Source organism: Enterococcus sp. AMC1157 (assembly GCF_058216555.1).
In genome coordinates, this window is sequence record NZ_CM177099.1 from 738,391 (window position 1) to 753,614 (window position 15,224).

A 15,224-nucleotide genomic window follows, 5' to 3' on the forward strand; every position below is an offset into this window, starting at 1 on the left:
TCCAAAAGTATTTTTTATAAGTATACAACGAAATGAGTCAGATGATAAGAAAATAGACAGAAAATTTATTCTTTAGAAAAACGATGTACATTTCCATAATTCATATCATTAACGATTTCTACTGAAAAATCACTTAGATTATAAACAACGGACCACTCCGTTTGCCATTCACCATTCCATTCAATTTTAACTGCTTCCAAAAGATTCATTGCTTGGTTTGAATCAAGCGTGTGCTTGTTATCAGTTAATGTTTCTTTTAAAGTTGCATAACGATCATGACCGATACCTACTTCAAAGTCTTTTCCTGGAGATAATTGAAAATTGGTTGCCATGTTGGTTTCTACAATATTCATTTTTTGTTCTGCCCAATCGACGACTACCGCTTCTCCCGATGCATCAGCGATTAATAAATGATACGGCATCCCTGCAGAAGAGTGCATATCATAAGCTTCTAACAAAGCCACAGCTTCTTGAGTAGTTGCAGCTTTGTCTAGTAACATTCTTACAGCAACCGTCGTGATAATATTTGTTTTCCCAGTACCTTGTTCAGTTGGTTCAGTTTGTAATTCTAAAACCGACACACTCAAGCCTTTTTCATTCACACCATCCACACTGCCATAAGGTGCAGCTAAAATCGAAAGTTTGCCAATCAGTGTTTCTGGCATCGTGTCCGTTTCTTCTGAAACACCTAAATGCGCTAAATTAGTCATTGAATAAGATTTGTAGTCACCTTTAGGTTCTGTATAAACTAAAATTGCTCTAGCTTTCGCATAATCAAAATTTCTGCCTACTAATTGTTGACCATCAGGTATCGTCACTGCAAAAGCGCTACAACCAAATAGATGTTCATTGGTTTCAATTGGATATCCAAAAAAAATCTTCTTAGAAACAATGTCTTCCAATTCCTTAACATTGCTGACACCCTGTTCTAATACTTCATCCAATTTGTAATCAAAATGATAATCAACACTGTATAAATCTCCTTCAACCTGCTTAATGGAAGAGATCGTTTTTAATCGAGAAAACAATACTCCTACAATAATAAATACAATTCCAGAAATTCCCCACAAAGTTCTTTTTAACCATTTGTTCATTTAGCTAATTCCTCCGTTTTCTTTGATATATTTATTGTAATATCTCCTAGTCATCAGATACAATGTTCAATAAATAGATAAAGCTTCGGATAACCGACATATAGTCTGGTTATTGTCGGAATAGAACTAATTTTTTCTAAAGAAAGGAAAAAAGATGACTAATACAAATGATCGTCGCGTAAAAAAGACAAAAAAGCTCTTACAAGAAACGCTGGCTACACTGCTTATTGAAAAAAATGTCCATAATATTACGATTAAAGAACTGACTACCAAAGCAGATGTTCATCGTTCTACTTTTTATGCCCACTACGAAGATATCTACGATTTGTATAATGAAATAGAAAATAATGTGATTTCAGATTTGAGTTGGTTAATTGAAACAAATTTTTCTCTTGATTTAAATGTCTACTATCAAATTCTTTTTGACTATGTTTATCAAAATAAAAAGTTTTGCAAAATGCTTTTTAGTAACCATGTTAATCCAAGTTTTTCTGATCGACTATTAGCACTTTTTAAAGATGCTTGTTTAAAAAGCTGGCAAACACTCTTAAATAAAGAAGCTGCATCTGAGGATCTAGACTATCTTTTACACTATCACCTTCAAGGGTGTTTTTCTGTGATTCGTAAATGGGCAGATACTGATTTTTCCTATTCAAAAGAAAAAATCACTCGTATCATTTCTAAGATTGATAAGGCAATCGCTGAATAACTAGTTAAAGAAATCGAGTAAAAATACAAAAAACAATAAAATGACTTTATAAAATATTGGACGTATGAATCAAAAATGATTCATACGTCCAATTAACGTTGTATTTATCAAAACCATTGAATTGTTTGTGAGCAATGATTAAGTACTTGTTTGTTGCTATTTATTACAATTAATAAAACTTCTAACTCCACTGGTTATGCCAAATGACAAATAAGTTGTCATAATTAGCACGCTAGATAAATTATCCGTCCACTTTCCATCGACATAGATATGATAATTTTCAAGTCTAATCAGATTGCTAGCTTCCATTACTCCCAAAATAATAAACACCAAACTACTTAGTGCCATAGTACCTACCGAACGATCATAAGCATCGGTGAGGATAAAATAGTTAATGACTATCATAATTGGAATAACTAGAATGATCGAAAACACTACACTCATTGATTCAAAATAACGCATCAATTCACTATCTTGAGCAATAGAAAAGAAAAAAATTAAAGCTGTCATTACAAAAAATCCAATTCGGTAACCTTTCAAACGTGCATAAAGTTGTCGTTCATCAAATTTTAATTCCATCTATACATCCTCCCAAAATAATTCATCCAAGGTTTTTCCCAGAGCTCTACAAATATTCAAGCATAATTTAATCGTAGGATTATACTTCCCTTTTTCGATTGCACCAATTGTCTGACGGGTGACCCCAATTAACTGGGCTAAATCGGCTTGGGTTAGACCTTTTTCAATTCTAGCTGCTTTTAACTTTAAATTTTTCATGGAATCACCTCTCATTACTATGGTAAATTAAATATTCCTTTATGTCAAGTATATTTAACATTAAGCAATATTTAACTGTCTTTTTATAAAAAAAGAACCTTCAACAAATTTGAAAGTTCTTTATAAAACCTTATTAGCTATCCTTTGGGAATGTATGTTTTTACTGATTCTGCTAAATTTCGTACATTTCTAGTCTGAACATAAATTGTACCTGAACCATTAAACTCATTGACAATTCCTTCGCCAGAAGTAAAGCCAAACATACCTGAGGCAATTCGAATTTGATAATCTAAATCTGAAGTCCAAGCTAAAACATGCTCATTATCAACAGTTATTGGTTTCCCTGGTTCAACAGTCAATTCAACGATGTCTCCAAAACTTGAAATGAGTAAATCACCACTTCCAGAAGTTTCCATGACAAAAAGTCCACCTGTTCCAGCAAACAAAGCTTTTCCAATGTCTTGTCGAACCATTCGGTAATTGACGGTAGCATCTGATGCAAGATAGGCTCCGGTATTTAGACGGTAATGTTCAAATCCAATATCTAACTTTTGAATTTTACCAATATTACTTGGTGCCACTGCCAATTCAGCATCATTACTTAAAGCAATAGCATCAGTAATAAACATCGATTCACCAGAAGTGATTGACCGGCCAATCGCTGATACTAAGCCACCTAAGCCAGCTCGATTGTTGCTATTCATTCTACCTTTAATTTCAATATTCCGATGATATGCCATTGAACCTCGCTCAATATTAACTACTTCACCTTGTTTCATATTAATTACTGCCATTGGATAAGCAGTTCCACCTGTCAATTCAACTTCCATTTCAATCCCTCCTAATGTTTAATTCCAGCTTTATTATAACTTGTTTTTAATAAAGCGAATAAAAAAAGAACTACAATATAAGTTTTAAAAAACACATCCGAATGATAGAAAATGATTATGAATATCATTTTATTCCAAATTAAATTCTATCTTGTTCGGATATATTTTTTAATTATATCATAGTTCTTTTAGTGATTATCGGCTATAGTTTTTAACATCCAAGACGATTGCTTCAACGAAATCATTTAGTCCTTGAACATTTGTTTCTTTGCTACCATAACGACGAATATTTACTGTTTCGTCAGTCATTTCTTGGTCACCTACAACGATTTGATAAGGAATTTTTTGTGTTTGAGAGGCACGAATTTTATAACCCATTTTTTCGTTACGATCGTCTACTTCAACACGAATACCTTTCGTTTGTAACAACTCTTTTACTTGATACGCATAATCGCTGTGCGCCTCAACTGAAACAGGAATGATTGTTGCTTGAATTGGTGCTAACCAAGTCGGGAAAGCTCCCTTATACATTTCTGTTAAATGAGCAACAAACCGTTCCATTGTTGAAACGATCCCGCGGTGAATAACCACTGGACGATGGTTATTTTCACCATCTTCTCCTACATAAGTTAAGTCAAAACGTTCAGGTAACAAGAAGTCCAATTGAATCGTAGACAAAGTTTCTTCCATTCCTAAAGCAGTTTTTACTTGAACATCCAATTTAGGTCCGTAGAAAGCTGCTTCACCTTCTGCTTCAAAGTACTCTAACTCCAACTCATCCATCGCTTCTTTTAACACTGTTTGAGCGTGGTTCCACATATTATCATCATCAAAATATTTTTCGGTATTTTTTGGATCACGATAACTCAAACGGAAGCGATAATCTGTTAAATTAAAGTCTGCATAAACAGAAGTCATTAAGTCCAAAGTACGTTTAAATTCATCTTTGATTTGATCTGGACGAACAAAAGTATGTCCATCATTTAAGGTCATTTCACGCACACGTTGTAAACCAGATAATGCACCTGATTTTTCATAGCGATGCATCATTCCTAGTTCGGCAATACGGATAGGCAATTCACGGTAAGAATGGATGTCATTTTTATATACCATCATATGATGTGGACAGTTCATCGGACGCAAAACAAGTAATTCGCCATCTCCCATATCCATTGGTGGGAACATGTCTTCATGATAATGGTCCCAGTGACCTGAACGTTTGTAGAATTCTACATTTGCCATTACTGGTGTGTAAACGTGTTGGTAACCTAAGCTAATTTCTTTATCAGTAATATAACGTTCAATGGTACGACGTATAGTAGCACCTTTTGGCAACCAGAATGGTAATCCAGAACCAACTTCAGGAGAAAGCATAAATAATTCTAATTCTTTTCCTAATTTACGATGGTCACGTTCTTTAGCTTCTTCACGCATACGGATGAATTCTTTTAACGCTTTTTTATCAAAAAAGGCTGTACCATAAACACGTTGCATCATATGATTGTCAGAGTTCCCTCTCCAATAAGCTCCTGCCACGGATAATAGTTGGAAAATTTGAATACGACCAGTCGATGGTACGTGAGGGCCACGACATAAGTCAACAAAGTCTCCTTGTTCATACGCAGTAATCACTTCATCTTCTGGTAATTCATTGATTAACTCTTCTTTATATGGATCTCCCGCAAATAAATCTAGGGCTTCTTCTTTTGTTAATACACGGCGAGTGATAGGGTTGTTCTCTTTGACGATTTTCATCATTTCCGCTTCAATGGCTGGTAAATCTTCCGCAGTTACCGCATGTTCCCCATTATCTGTATCGTAGTAAAAACCAGTTTCGATTGCTGGTCCAACACCAAAATGGATACTTGGATACAAGCGACGCATCGCATTTGCCATTAAATGAGCTGTCGAGTGACGTAATAAAGCTAAAGCATCCCCATGATCTGGAGTAACGATTTCAATTGAACCATCTTCGGTAATTTCACGATCTAAATCAATCAATTCTCCATTTAATTTACCCGCTAAGGCTTTTTTTGCTAAACTTTTAGAAATGCTTTCAGCAATTTCTTTGGTTGTAATTCCAGATTCAAATTCTTTGACTGCACCATCTGGAAAAGTTATTTTTACCATGTTGTTTCCTCCTATGATTTAAAATTACTGTTTTTTAATTTTGTTGAGAGAAAGTACTATTCATTTGTCATTACTTCTAAAAATAATGACAAAAAAAGCCCTAGTATCATATAACGATACTAGGACGAATAATCGTGGTTCCACCTAATTTTAAGCATAAGTATGCTCCTCAAGCGCGATAACGGGGCGACCGCTTTTGTTTCAACAAAAGTTTCGAAAGTGGTCATTCCTTGGTTTTCTTCTGGAAAAGTCTCAGCCTAGCTTTTCCTCTCTTATCGAAGACTCTCAAGTGCAGTTGTCTTTCTCATCAATCAAATATGAATTCATTTAAACACTTCTTACAGAAAATTGCAAGTAAGAAATCATTTTATTTCCATTCACCATTATTTCCATAAGTTCCTTTTTTCATTTCGTTAATAATTACGTGGATATTTTCCTTTGGCGCTCCACTTGTTTTGTGAACCGCATCCGTAACTTCTTTCATCATTGCTTCTAACTGTTCTGGCTTTCTACCTTCTAATAACTCAATATGGACAAATGGCATCTTTTTTCCTTCTTTCTTTCATTTTATTAACAACAGTATACCTTGAGAAATACAAAAAAAGTAGCCCTCTTAGTAATCATATTTAAAAAATGCCACTGCACTTCCTTTATCTGCAGAAATAAAGCCACATTTTTCATAAAAATGTCTGACATTGGGTGCCTCATCAGTCATCAAGACTTTTTGTCGAACCTCTGGATATACGGCTAATAATCGATCAACCAATTCCTTACCAATTCCTTGATTTTGATACTCTGGCAAGAGCAACAAATCCTGTACATATAAAATCGTTTCACCATCACCAATACCTCGAATTAATCCGATTAGTGTTTGCTCATGCCAAGCAGTAATTACTTTTAAAGACTGCTCAATCGCTCGTTGTAGTTTTTCTGGATCTTTGGTATATGTCGTCCAGCCGACACTTTCATACAAAGCAAGCAACAAGTGCTTCTTAATTGTTTGTACTTCTTGATAATTGATCATTCATTTACTCCTTCTGACAATTTTTCTAAAAGATATTCTTGTAACACAACGGCATGATTATGATCTTCATCTTTAGCACCATAAAGTAAAGTGACATTGTCTTGCTCCAACCATTTGTAGATTTGCTCTAGAAAATTAGGAAACTGTTCATTTTGCTGTAGCTCTTTGCCGTAAGCCTTACAAAACCATTGAAATTTTTCTGGTTGATGATTAAATTTTTTTCTGATTTCCGCACTAGGAGCAATCTCTTTCGCCCAATTAATTATTTCTATCTTTTCTTTAGAAACTCCTCTTGGCCAAAGACGATCCACTAAAATCCGCTTGCCATCTGTTAGAGCCACTTTTTCGTAGGCTCTTTTTATCTTTATTTCAGTCACCTAATCATCTCCTTAAACATATCATGCATCACCTTGAATGGTCCCCATCCTAAAAATAATCCTACTAAAAGAAAAATAAAAATCAGGATATATATAGTTTATAACAGAAGCTATTTTTAATCCAAAAAGCATATCACCAAACCAAAAAAATCCAAATTATCTATAAAAGATAGTTTGGATTTTTTACTTATTTTTTTCGATTTGCCAAAGCTAATCGAATGGTTTCATTAACTAGCTCTGATTGGGCATCAATGACTGGATATTGACTGTGGTGTGTCTCCTCTTGGATAAGCGACAATTCTGTACATCCTAATAAAATCACATCACAATTAAATTCATTCAACATTTCTTTGAGAATTTCATCAAATAATGCTTCGTTTAGAAAGTTATTTTCTTTAATATCACGATAAATCAGTGTCATTACTTTTTCTTGTAATAATTCATCGGGTTCAACCACTTCAATATTTTCGTAACGATTTAATTCATTTCGATAAATTTTTGATTGAATAGTTCCAGTTGTTGCCAAAACACCTACTCGAATAGCTTGATTCAACTCCGCATAATTTTTTTGAACGGCAGTTACTGCTAATCTGGGCATATGAAGAATTGGAATCTCGGTTGTTTGACTTAATTCATCATAAAAATGATGGGCAGTATTACAAGTTAAGACAAAAAAGTCCGGTTTTAATGCTGAGTATTGAACCAAATCTTCTTGTAGGACTTCCAACGGACTTTCATCAGACTGGCCTAGAATGAATTTTGTTCGGTCAGGTACCGTCGCATGATTTACAAGTAAATAATTTAGATAATCTTGATCTCTTTGGATAGGTGTTCGTTTATTCAATACGTGAACAAAACTTTCTGTTGCTAATGTTCCCATACCACCCAAGACTGTAAAAAAGTTTTTCATAAGCATCTATTTCTTTCTAAAATGTTCTCGATAACGAGCGATGTATTGATAGAAAATATGATTTACCAATAAGTAACGTTTAACATTCATATCTTTATCATAAAAAATAGTCGAGCCATATTGTTTGTTTTTCAAATACGACATGGCTGACTCTTTATCAGAACCATCTACAATATATTTTTTTAAAATTCTTTTTGGCACACCAATCCACAGCTTGTTGCTTTTCCCATATTCTGTATTGGTGAATGGAACTCCTAATACGTAGTCCTCCACTAAATATTTGGCTAAATTATAGCCGCCCAAAGTAACGTAAAAGCTACTTCTTCCTTGTCTTAGATTAATTTCAAATAGTTTGTATTCGCCATCTCGTTCATCATATTTCATATCAAAATTAGCAAAACCAACATAATTAATTTTCTCTAGAAAATCTTTAATTTTTTGATAAATTACCTCATTGTAATCTGGCATAATTGCTACATAATTCCCTACTGCTTCAGGGGTTGGATCTTCTAACAATGGATGCCCTAAACACATCATACGCACCTGATGATTTTGATCAACATAGGCATTTAAGACCCGCATTCTAGAATCGTCACCAGGAATGAAATTTTGACAGATCATCTCTGATTGATAACCTTGTGCATAAATTTTGCTTAGAATATTTTGGACTTCTTCAAAATTAGAAAGCATGTACGCTTTTTTTCGACCAGCAAATTGAATATCCAAATACTCCACACTATTCGCTGGTTTTAAGGCAACCGGATAATCAAAAGGAATCTCTACATTTCCTGCTTCAAAATCTTCTTTTGTAACAATTAATGTTTCGGGATAAGGTAATCCATAGTTCTCGCAAGTTTCATAAAATGTTACCTTGTTAGAAAGTAACTCTTGGATATTTTCACTTACCGTAGGACAAATAAATGTTTCCGAAAGTTCTTCTTTAAAATGCGTGACCAATTCTGTGTAAACATCTCCACAAGGAACTAGCAAAAGCTTTCTAGAATCGTCTTGATATTTTTTCATCAATAGTCGCATCGCCTGAATAAATCCCTCGGGTTCATCAAAATTTGGATGAGGTGTGACATTGACAATCTTACTATATTTGGTTGGTGAAAGAAGTGCAGCACTATGCGCTTCTGAAACAATTCCATATTCTTCATGGAATGATCGAGCCATACCATAAACATTGATATCACTCCCCAATAAAATGGGTTGAAATTGTTCGTTGATATTTTCCTTCACTGTGAAACCTCCAACTCTACTTAACTGTTCTTTGTAAAAAGCCAGTCTTATTGTATCATAACTTACTAATAGTTAAAGTATCTTAACTATGCTCGTTAATAAAATAAATTTGATACCAAACTAGGAAAGAATAGATTGTCCATATTTTACGACGTTCATCAATTTCTCTAGCATAATTTTTGTCTAACAATTCTAAAACTTTTTCTTGATCAAAAAACTCAGACACAAAATTAGACTCAAAGACTTGGCGAACTTGTTTATAAAATTTTTCTTCATGCAACCAATCTTTAATGGGCACAGGGAAACCTAATTTTTCTCTATCTGCCCATTCATCAGGTAAATGACGATTGGCAGCTTTACGGAAAGCATATTTTGTATTTTCTGCATTCATCAAATATTTTACAGGTATTCTTTCTGCTAACTCCATCATTCGAATGTCTAAAAGAGGTGTCCGTGCTTCCAATGAATGGGCCATTGTCATTTTATCCGCCTTCAATAAGATATCTTTTGGCATCCATTGATGAATATCTAGATATTGCATTTTTTTCACTTCTGGTAAATCAGCAACTTTTTGATATTGCTTCGTTGCAATTTCTCCCACTGTCTCACTTTTACGAAATCTTGGCTGTAAATATTGATCCGCCTCATTTTCTTCAAATACAAAAGCTTGACCAATAAAGAAATCTTCCGCTGGTGCTAACGATTTATACAGGTGTAGACTACCTTTAAAGTTTGGCATTTTTTTAATTGTTCGAGCTAAACGATAACGTGATTTTTTCGGTAATTTTTTTAACTTTTCTGCAAAAACACGAATCGTTTTAGATTTCGTTGCAAAACCATAATCGGTATATCCCGCAAATAATTCATCTGCTCCCTCTCCTGAAAGAACAACTGTTACTTGCTCACGAGCTAACTTAGCTAAAAAATATAGTGGTACACAAGAAGGATTAGAAGAAGGCTCATCTAAATGATATTGAATATTCGGAAAAGCTTCAAAAGCTTCTTCACTTTCAACAACTTTCGAGAAGTTTCTTAAACCTAGTTTGTTCGTTAATTTCTTCGCTTCATGGGATTCATTATAAGACTTGTCACCAAAACCAATTGAAAACGTATAGTTTGGTTTGCTAACTGACGTAACAAAACTTGAATCTACTCCACTAGATAAAAACGTTCCTAATTTTACATCACTAATCGAATGGGCAGCAACTGATTCTTGGACTGCCTCATCAATCAAATTAATTGCTTCTTCCAAGCTCATATCTTCTTCAGAAAATTCAGCATCCCAATATTGAGTAAGCTCTAATTCACCATTTCTAAGATAATAGTAATGCCCTTCTGGAATACGATAAACATTTTTAAAGAAAGTTTCCTCAATCGCTGAATATTGAAAAGTCATGTAGGGTTTCAAAGCGCGAGGATTCATTTCTTTCACAAAATCGGGATGATCCAAGAAGCTTTTGATTTCAGAACCAAACATAAATGTTCCGTTTTGATTATAATAATAATATGGTTTAATACCGAAATGATCTCGAGCGCCAAAAAGTTCCTGCTTTTCAATATCCCAAATGGCAAATGAAAACATCCCACGAAGCTTTTTCACGATACCTGCTCCGTACTCTTCATATCCATGAATAATGACTTCCGTATCTGCTTTGGTTGAAAAAATATGACCTTTAGCTTCTAATTCGCTACGTAATTCTTGAAAGTTATAGATTTCTCCATTAAAAATAATTGCTTTTGTTCTATCTTCATTAAAAATCGGTTGATCGCCACTTTTTAAGTCAATGATACTTAATCGGCGAAAACCCAATGCTACTTTATCATCAATATATTCCCCTGAACTGTCTGGTCCACGGTGAATAATCCGATCCATCATTTTATTTATTTGTTTCTTTTTTGTCTCTAATGAATAATTATTCGTCACAAATCCAACGATTCCACACATAAGCAAATCCACCTATCCTTTTACTTCTTATGATTAAGAGAGTTCTAATCACAGTCTAACCTACTATAAAATATAATGTTCATATAGTCTAGGAATATACTAAAACATTGTATTTTTTTAATTTTTATCCTGACTATTCACATTCAAAGATGAAAATAACAGACTTCTAATACCTCTGTCTAGAAAATTCATTACAATAATTCCTTTACTAATTCTGTAGATTTCAAGTTTTTCTACGTTCAGTTTACAACTGCAAGTAGAAAATCACGCCTTCAATACTGCTTAATCTATTATCTACAATCCATTCAGATGAAAATTCTTTTTAAACTTAACCTTTTATACCATAAATACTGAAAATTTATAACTTAATTATAGTTAGTTTTTTGACTTTCGGCATATGCCATTACTTTTTCAGCCATTTTTTGGTCATAAGAAAAGCCGGTTTGCTTGGCAAAAGTTTGAGCTTCTTGATGAAATAGTTCCATAGTATCCATTAAGGATTTCCATACAGTTTCAATTGAGGTAAAACAAAGCAATTGATGAAATTCAAGAGCTTTATCAGAAAGATAGTTAAACAGGTATTTATAATTTTTCCCCATTTCCTGTTCTCCTTGTTGTGCTACCACTTGCCAACTATATAACCGAAGTAATTCTTTTTGGCAAATTTGATACAAATGATCCACTGCATATGTTATTTCTCTACGGCAAAGTCCTTTTACAACATAAGTTGATACCCACCAGAATTCAGTACAACAATCATTAAAAGTTTCTTGCGAAGCCTTTTGCGTGAGATAAGCTTGATTGGAAAGAGCTTGTACTTCATGTAAAAGGCCATTTGGATCATCTAAAACTTGAATCATTGGTTCATTGGCTATCCATTCTTCTAGACCAGTTTGAGGACATAAGGTTAAATCAATTCTATTTCCATCTTCAAACAACATCAAAAAAGTAAAACATTCTCCCAAACTTGGTGGGAATAAAGTCATTTCTTCGGGTGTTTGCGTGATTAATATCTCTCCAAAATCAGTCAACCATTCTCGATTTTTCAATAGTTTTTCTTTATTTTCAACAACATAGACAATATCGTAGTCTTGGAAATCATCCTTTGGAGCCCGAGAATTCACTCGGGAACCGCTCATAGCAATAGCTTTTACTCCAATTTTTTTCGCTACTTGAAAAATCAGCCTTATCATCTCTGCTTCATTTCTCATTTAAACCTTCTCCCTCTTCACCATACTATCCTCGAATTTTGACATGCAACTTCTCAAATATATTTACTTGTAAATGACTTTTTAAAGATACTATTTATAGATATGACAAACTTCCAAACCATCTGTACGCAAAGAACAGACATTGTAAGAGACCGGTCTGAGCCTCTTATGAGTCTCAAACCTTTCGGCGTTCAAACACAGTGTAAGAAAGTAGTAATCCACTACTTTCAACACTGCATAATTCATCCTCATCTTTAGCTCACGACGTCTGTTTTTGCTCCCAGAGGACTTTCCAGTTTTGACAGATTTTCCTAGCTAATATACTGACAAGTCATGTACTAAAACTGGAAAGACAAAACGTAGAAAGTCATTGGTCGTGTTCTAAAGAGCTGAATGAATTACATTGACTTAGTGCGATTAGCACTTAGTCAGTGTTTGAATGTTAGCAGCCTAAGAGACTCTGTAAAGAGGCTCGTGGCGGTCTCACACGACCCATGAGCTTTTGGAGTTTTATTTTGGAAAGTTCAAAGTTTAATTAAGACTTGTCTGTAATATATCAAAGGTAATCTTTTATCAATTAATATTACCATAGTTTATTCTTTTTAATCCCACTTCTTCCTTTTATGTGCTATACTTTTAAGGCTATATTTTTAAGGAGGTTGCTTAAATGAAAGAACGTTTATTAGAACAGCAACATGTAGAAGAAACCATTCAAATCATCGAAAATGAACACACATTAATTGAGAAACAAAAAAATAATTTACAAGATACCCTACAAACTCAATTAAAAGAAATCTCAGAAAAACGAATAAATACAGGATCTGAAGAAGCTTTTTATGAATCTGTATTAGAATATCAACAGCACGAACAAGAGTTACTTTTGCGCTATCAAACAGCTGAATCTCAGGAAAAACGATTAAAAACATTAGAAACTATGTCTGGAAATCCTTATTTTGCTCGGATTGATTTTACAGAAGGAAACGAGCCTAGAGAAACTTTGTACCTAGGAATCGCTTCTTTAAGAGATAACAAAGAAAATACTCTAGTCATTGACTGGCGAGCTCCAATTGCCAATTTGTATTATGAAGGAGAATTAGGAACTACTTTTTATGAAACTGAATCAGATCGTTTTGAAGTTGAATTGTTATTAAAACGTCAATTCAAAATTCAAGACGGACAATTACAATCAATGGTTGATACATCTGAGATTATCAATGATGATTTTCTATTGGAAATTTTAGACGAAGCCTCTTCTTCTCAAATGAAAAATATTGTGTCTACGATTCAAAAGGCCCAAAATCAAATTATTCGAGATACGACAAGTAAAGTTATGCTAATTGAAGGAATTGCTGGTAGTGGAAAAACATCGGCTCTCCTACAACGAATTGCTTTCTTATTGTATCGAAATCGCAAATGGTTAGAGGATGAACAAGTTCTACTATTTTCTCCTAATCACCTTTTTTCTGACTATATCGCAATGGTTCTTCCTTCTCTGGGTGAAAGTGAAGTTCCTACCCGTACATTCCGTTCTTTCTTACAAAGATTAATACCGAATTACACAATCGTGAAAGAAGAACAGCAAGAAACTAATTTTTTAACTGGGCATGACAATCAAGCAGAAAAATTAAAAAATGGACTAAGTTTAGTGGAAAGAATTCCTGGATATATCAAAGGAATTACTGCATTAGGCCCGCTCTTTAGAGAATTAAAAATTCAAGGCGAAACATATATCTCAAAGGATCAATTAAGAAAGTGGTATCTAGAAACCAATGATCAACTTCCTCTTTATCAAAGAACCCAATTATTGCAAACACGAATTTTGAAAAAAGTTGGTGGACTTGAAAAAGATGAAGCGAAAAAGAAATGGGTCAAAGAAGCAGCAAGAGAACTAGTACAAGAAGCTTTTGATAACGACCCTCATCTAGAATACTCAGAAGAAAAAGAACGTCAACTATATAATAAAGCACGCCGACAAATTGCCCGTAAAAAATTTAGAGGCCTGACTCGAGGAATTAAACGATTCCACTTTATTCATTTTCCTAAGCAATATCTACACTTTCTAAATCAAACTCCAAGTAAGATTTTAGAGAGTGCTGGATTGACCCCCGAAGATTGGCATCAAGCAAGTCAGGAAACTCGTCAACGTTTTGTTCATAAAGAATTAACTCAAGAAGATGCGCTATTGTATGCTTTATTATTACGAGGACTATATCCAATGCCTGTTGAACAAAAGGCACGCTTTATCTTTGTTGATGAAATGCAAGACTTTCCACCCGCACAAGTTGCCTTACTAAGAGAATTGTATCCAAAAGCTGGGCTAACTTTATGTGGAGACTTAAATCAAAAAGTATTTGGCAACGAAACAATTGTTCATTCTTTAGATCAGTTGTTCCCAGAAACTTCTGTTGCTCGTTATCAGTTAACAACTAGTTACCGTTCAACAGAAGAAATCACGCAATTTGCCAATCAATTCTTATCTCAAGAAGATCAAGTCCAAACAACAGCCCGAAAAGGAGATCTCCCTCAAATAGTCAATGCTTCCACAACTACGGAAAGTTTGAACTGGCTAACTGAGGCTCTATCTGACACTGAAAAAAATCGACGTTGGCGTTCGGCAATCATCTGTAAAACAACCGAAGAGTGTGAAGCTCTATATGACTCTCTTTCTTTCGATTTAAAAGAAAAAGTCCAATTATTAATTTCAGAAGAAGACTTTATGAAACGCTCTATCATGATTATTCCAGCCTTTTTAGCAAAAGGGTTAGAATTCGATCGGGTTTTTGCCTGGAATATTGGTCAAAACTTTTATTCAGAACAGGATAAACTTGTTTTGTATACAATTGTTACTAGAGCCATGCATGAACTGTTTGTGGTATCGACTGGAGAAAACAGTCCGTTACTTGAATTAGCAGATAAAACAACTTACAAAAATTAAAAAAACAACCGACGGATAGAAAAACATTCCTTTCTATCTG

General features: G+C 34.1%; 14 protein-coding genes. 2 read left to right on the plus strand and 12 right to left on the minus strand.

Annotation, left to right across the window (positions count from 1 at the left end):
* Positions 1-65: 65 nt before the first annotated feature.
* Positions 66-1,094 carry a linear amide C-N hydrolase gene (locus AC4BBX_RS03550; protein WP_490455094.1) on the minus strand — a complete coding sequence of 343 codons (1,029 nt, stop codon included), beginning with the start codon at positions 1,092-1,094 and terminating at the stop codon, positions 66-68.
* A 154-nt stretch (positions 1,095-1,248) separates the two neighbouring features.
* Here AC4BBX_RS03550 and AC4BBX_RS03555 point away from each other — a divergent pair, with 154 nt between their 5' ends.
* On the plus strand, positions 1,249-1,803 hold the full coding sequence (locus AC4BBX_RS03555; protein ID WP_490455095.1) for a TetR/AcrR family transcriptional regulator: 555 nt from the start codon (positions 1,249-1,251) through the stop codon (positions 1,801-1,803).
* Between the two features lie 156 nt (positions 1,804-1,959).
* On the opposite strand, the gene AC4BBX_RS03560 is transcribed toward AC4BBX_RS03555, so the two are convergent.
* The 11 genes from AC4BBX_RS03560 to AC4BBX_RS03610 all read right to left on the minus strand — a co-directional run bounded on the left by AC4BBX_RS03560 (position 1,960) and on the right by AC4BBX_RS03610 (position 12,249).
* Entirely contained in the window at positions 1,960-2,382 is a 423-nt protein-coding gene (locus AC4BBX_RS03560) for a hypothetical protein (protein ID WP_490455096.1), read from the minus strand.
* Positions 2,383-2,580, minus strand: a complete 198-nt coding sequence (locus AC4BBX_RS03565; RefSeq protein ID WP_490455097.1) for a helix-turn-helix transcriptional regulator — start codon at positions 2,578-2,580, stop codon at positions 2,383-2,385.
* Positions 2,581-2,717: 137 nt separating this feature from the next.
* A complete protein-coding gene (locus AC4BBX_RS03570; RefSeq protein ID WP_490455098.1) occupies positions 2,718-3,410 on the minus strand; it encodes a TIGR00266 family protein in 693 nt (230 codons plus the stop codon).
* 195 nt (positions 3,411-3,605) lie between these two features.
* Positions 3,606-5,540 (minus strand): threonine--tRNA ligase, encoded by a 1,935-nt coding sequence (gene thrS / locus AC4BBX_RS03575; protein ID WP_490455099.1) that lies wholly within the window; start codon positions 5,538-5,540, stop codon positions 3,606-3,608.
* A 367-nt stretch (positions 5,541-5,907) separates the two neighbouring features.
* Entirely contained in the window at positions 5,908-6,084 is a 177-nt protein-coding gene (gene thmT, locus AC4BBX_RS03580; protein WP_490455100.1) for a 2-hydroxymuconate tautomerase, read from the minus strand.
* A gap of 69 nt (positions 6,085-6,153) precedes the next feature.
* Positions 6,154-6,564, minus strand: coding sequence for a GNAT family N-acetyltransferase (locus tag AC4BBX_RS03585; protein WP_490455101.1), 411 nt, complete (start codon positions 6,562-6,564; stop codon positions 6,154-6,156).
* Positions 6,561-6,941 (minus strand): DUF488 domain-containing protein, encoded by a 381-nt coding sequence (locus AC4BBX_RS03590; RefSeq protein WP_490455102.1) that lies wholly within the window; start codon positions 6,939-6,941, stop codon positions 6,561-6,563. The genes AC4BBX_RS03585 and AC4BBX_RS03590 overlap by 4 nt, the downstream gene beginning before the upstream one ends.
* Before the next feature lie 187 nt (positions 6,942-7,128).
* Positions 7,129-7,851 carry an aspartate/glutamate racemase family protein gene (locus AC4BBX_RS03595; RefSeq protein WP_490455103.1) on the minus strand — a complete coding sequence of 241 codons (723 nt, stop codon included), beginning with the start codon at positions 7,849-7,851 and terminating at the stop codon, positions 7,129-7,131.
* Positions 7,852-7,857: 6 nt separating this feature from the next.
* Entirely contained in the window at positions 7,858-9,027 is a 1,170-nt protein-coding gene (locus AC4BBX_RS03600) for a carboxylate--amine ligase (protein WP_490455753.1), read from the minus strand.
* 148 nt (positions 9,028-9,175) lie between these two features.
* On the minus strand, positions 9,176-11,038 hold the full coding sequence (gene asnB, locus AC4BBX_RS03605) for an asparagine synthase (glutamine-hydrolyzing) (RefSeq protein ID WP_490455104.1): 1,863 nt from the start codon (positions 11,036-11,038) through the stop codon (positions 9,176-9,178).
* A 365-nt stretch (positions 11,039-11,403) separates the two neighbouring features.
* Positions 11,404-12,249: an aminoglycoside 6-adenylyltransferase gene (locus AC4BBX_RS03610; protein WP_490455105.1), complete on the minus strand. Its 846-nt coding sequence runs from the start codon at positions 12,247-12,249 to the stop codon at positions 11,404-11,406.
* A 667-nt stretch (positions 12,250-12,916) separates the two neighbouring features.
* Between AC4BBX_RS03610 and helD the strand changes: the two genes are divergently transcribed.
* Entirely contained in the window at positions 12,917-15,184 is a 2,268-nt protein-coding gene (gene helD, locus AC4BBX_RS03615; protein WP_490455106.1) for an RNA polymerase recycling motor HelD, read from the plus strand.
* The last annotated feature ends 40 nt before the right edge of the window (positions 15,185-15,224 follow it).

What these genes read in the sequence shown, in the direction of transcription:
- AC4BBX_RS03550 (WP_490455094.1), bottom strand. Translation starts at nt 1,094, where the DNA reads ATGAACAAATGGTTAAAAAGAACTTTGTGGGGAATTTCTGGAATTGTA.
- AC4BBX_RS03555 (WP_490455095.1), top strand. Translation starts at nt 1,249, where the DNA reads ATGACTAATACAAATGATCGTCGCGTAAAAAAGACAAAAAAGCTCTTA.
- AC4BBX_RS03560 (WP_490455096.1), bottom strand. Translation starts at nt 2,382, where the DNA reads ATGGAATTAAAATTTGATGAACGACAACTTTATGCACGTTTGAAAGGT.
- AC4BBX_RS03565 (WP_490455097.1), bottom strand. Translation starts at nt 2,580, where the DNA reads ATGAAAAATTTAAAGTTAAAAGCAGCTAGAATTGAAAAAGGTCTAACC.
- AC4BBX_RS03570 (WP_490455098.1), bottom strand. Translation starts at nt 3,410, where the DNA reads ATGGAAGTTGAATTGACAGGTGGAACTGCTTATCCAATGGCAGTAATT.
- thrS (WP_490455099.1), bottom strand. Translation starts at nt 5,540, where the DNA reads ATGGTAAAAATAACTTTTCCAGATGGTGCAGTCAAAGAATTTGAATCT.
- thmT (WP_490455100.1), bottom strand. Translation starts at nt 6,084, where the DNA reads ATGCCATTTGTCCATATTGAGTTATTAGAAGGTAGAAAGCCAGAACAG.
- AC4BBX_RS03585 (WP_490455101.1), bottom strand. Translation starts at nt 6,564, where the DNA reads ATGATCAATTATCAAGAAGTACAAACAATTAAGAAGCACTTGTTGCTT.
- AC4BBX_RS03595 (WP_490455103.1), bottom strand. Translation starts at nt 7,851, where the DNA reads ATGAAAAACTTTTTTACAGTCTTGGGTGGTATGGGAACATTAGCAACA.
- AC4BBX_RS03600 (WP_490455753.1), bottom strand. Translation starts at nt 9,027, where the DNA reads ATGGCTCGATCATTCCATGAAGAATATGGAATTGTTTCAGAAGCGCAT.
- asnB (WP_490455104.1), bottom strand. Translation starts at nt 11,038, where the DNA reads ATGTGTGGAATCGTTGGATTTGTGACGAATAATTATTCATTAGAGACA.
- AC4BBX_RS03610 (WP_490455105.1), bottom strand. Translation starts at nt 12,249, where the DNA reads ATGAGAAATGAAGCAGAGATGATAAGGCTGATTTTTCAAGTAGCGAAA.
- helD (WP_490455106.1), top strand. Translation starts at nt 12,917, where the DNA reads ATGAAAGAACGTTTATTAGAACAGCAACATGTAGAAGAAACCATTCAA.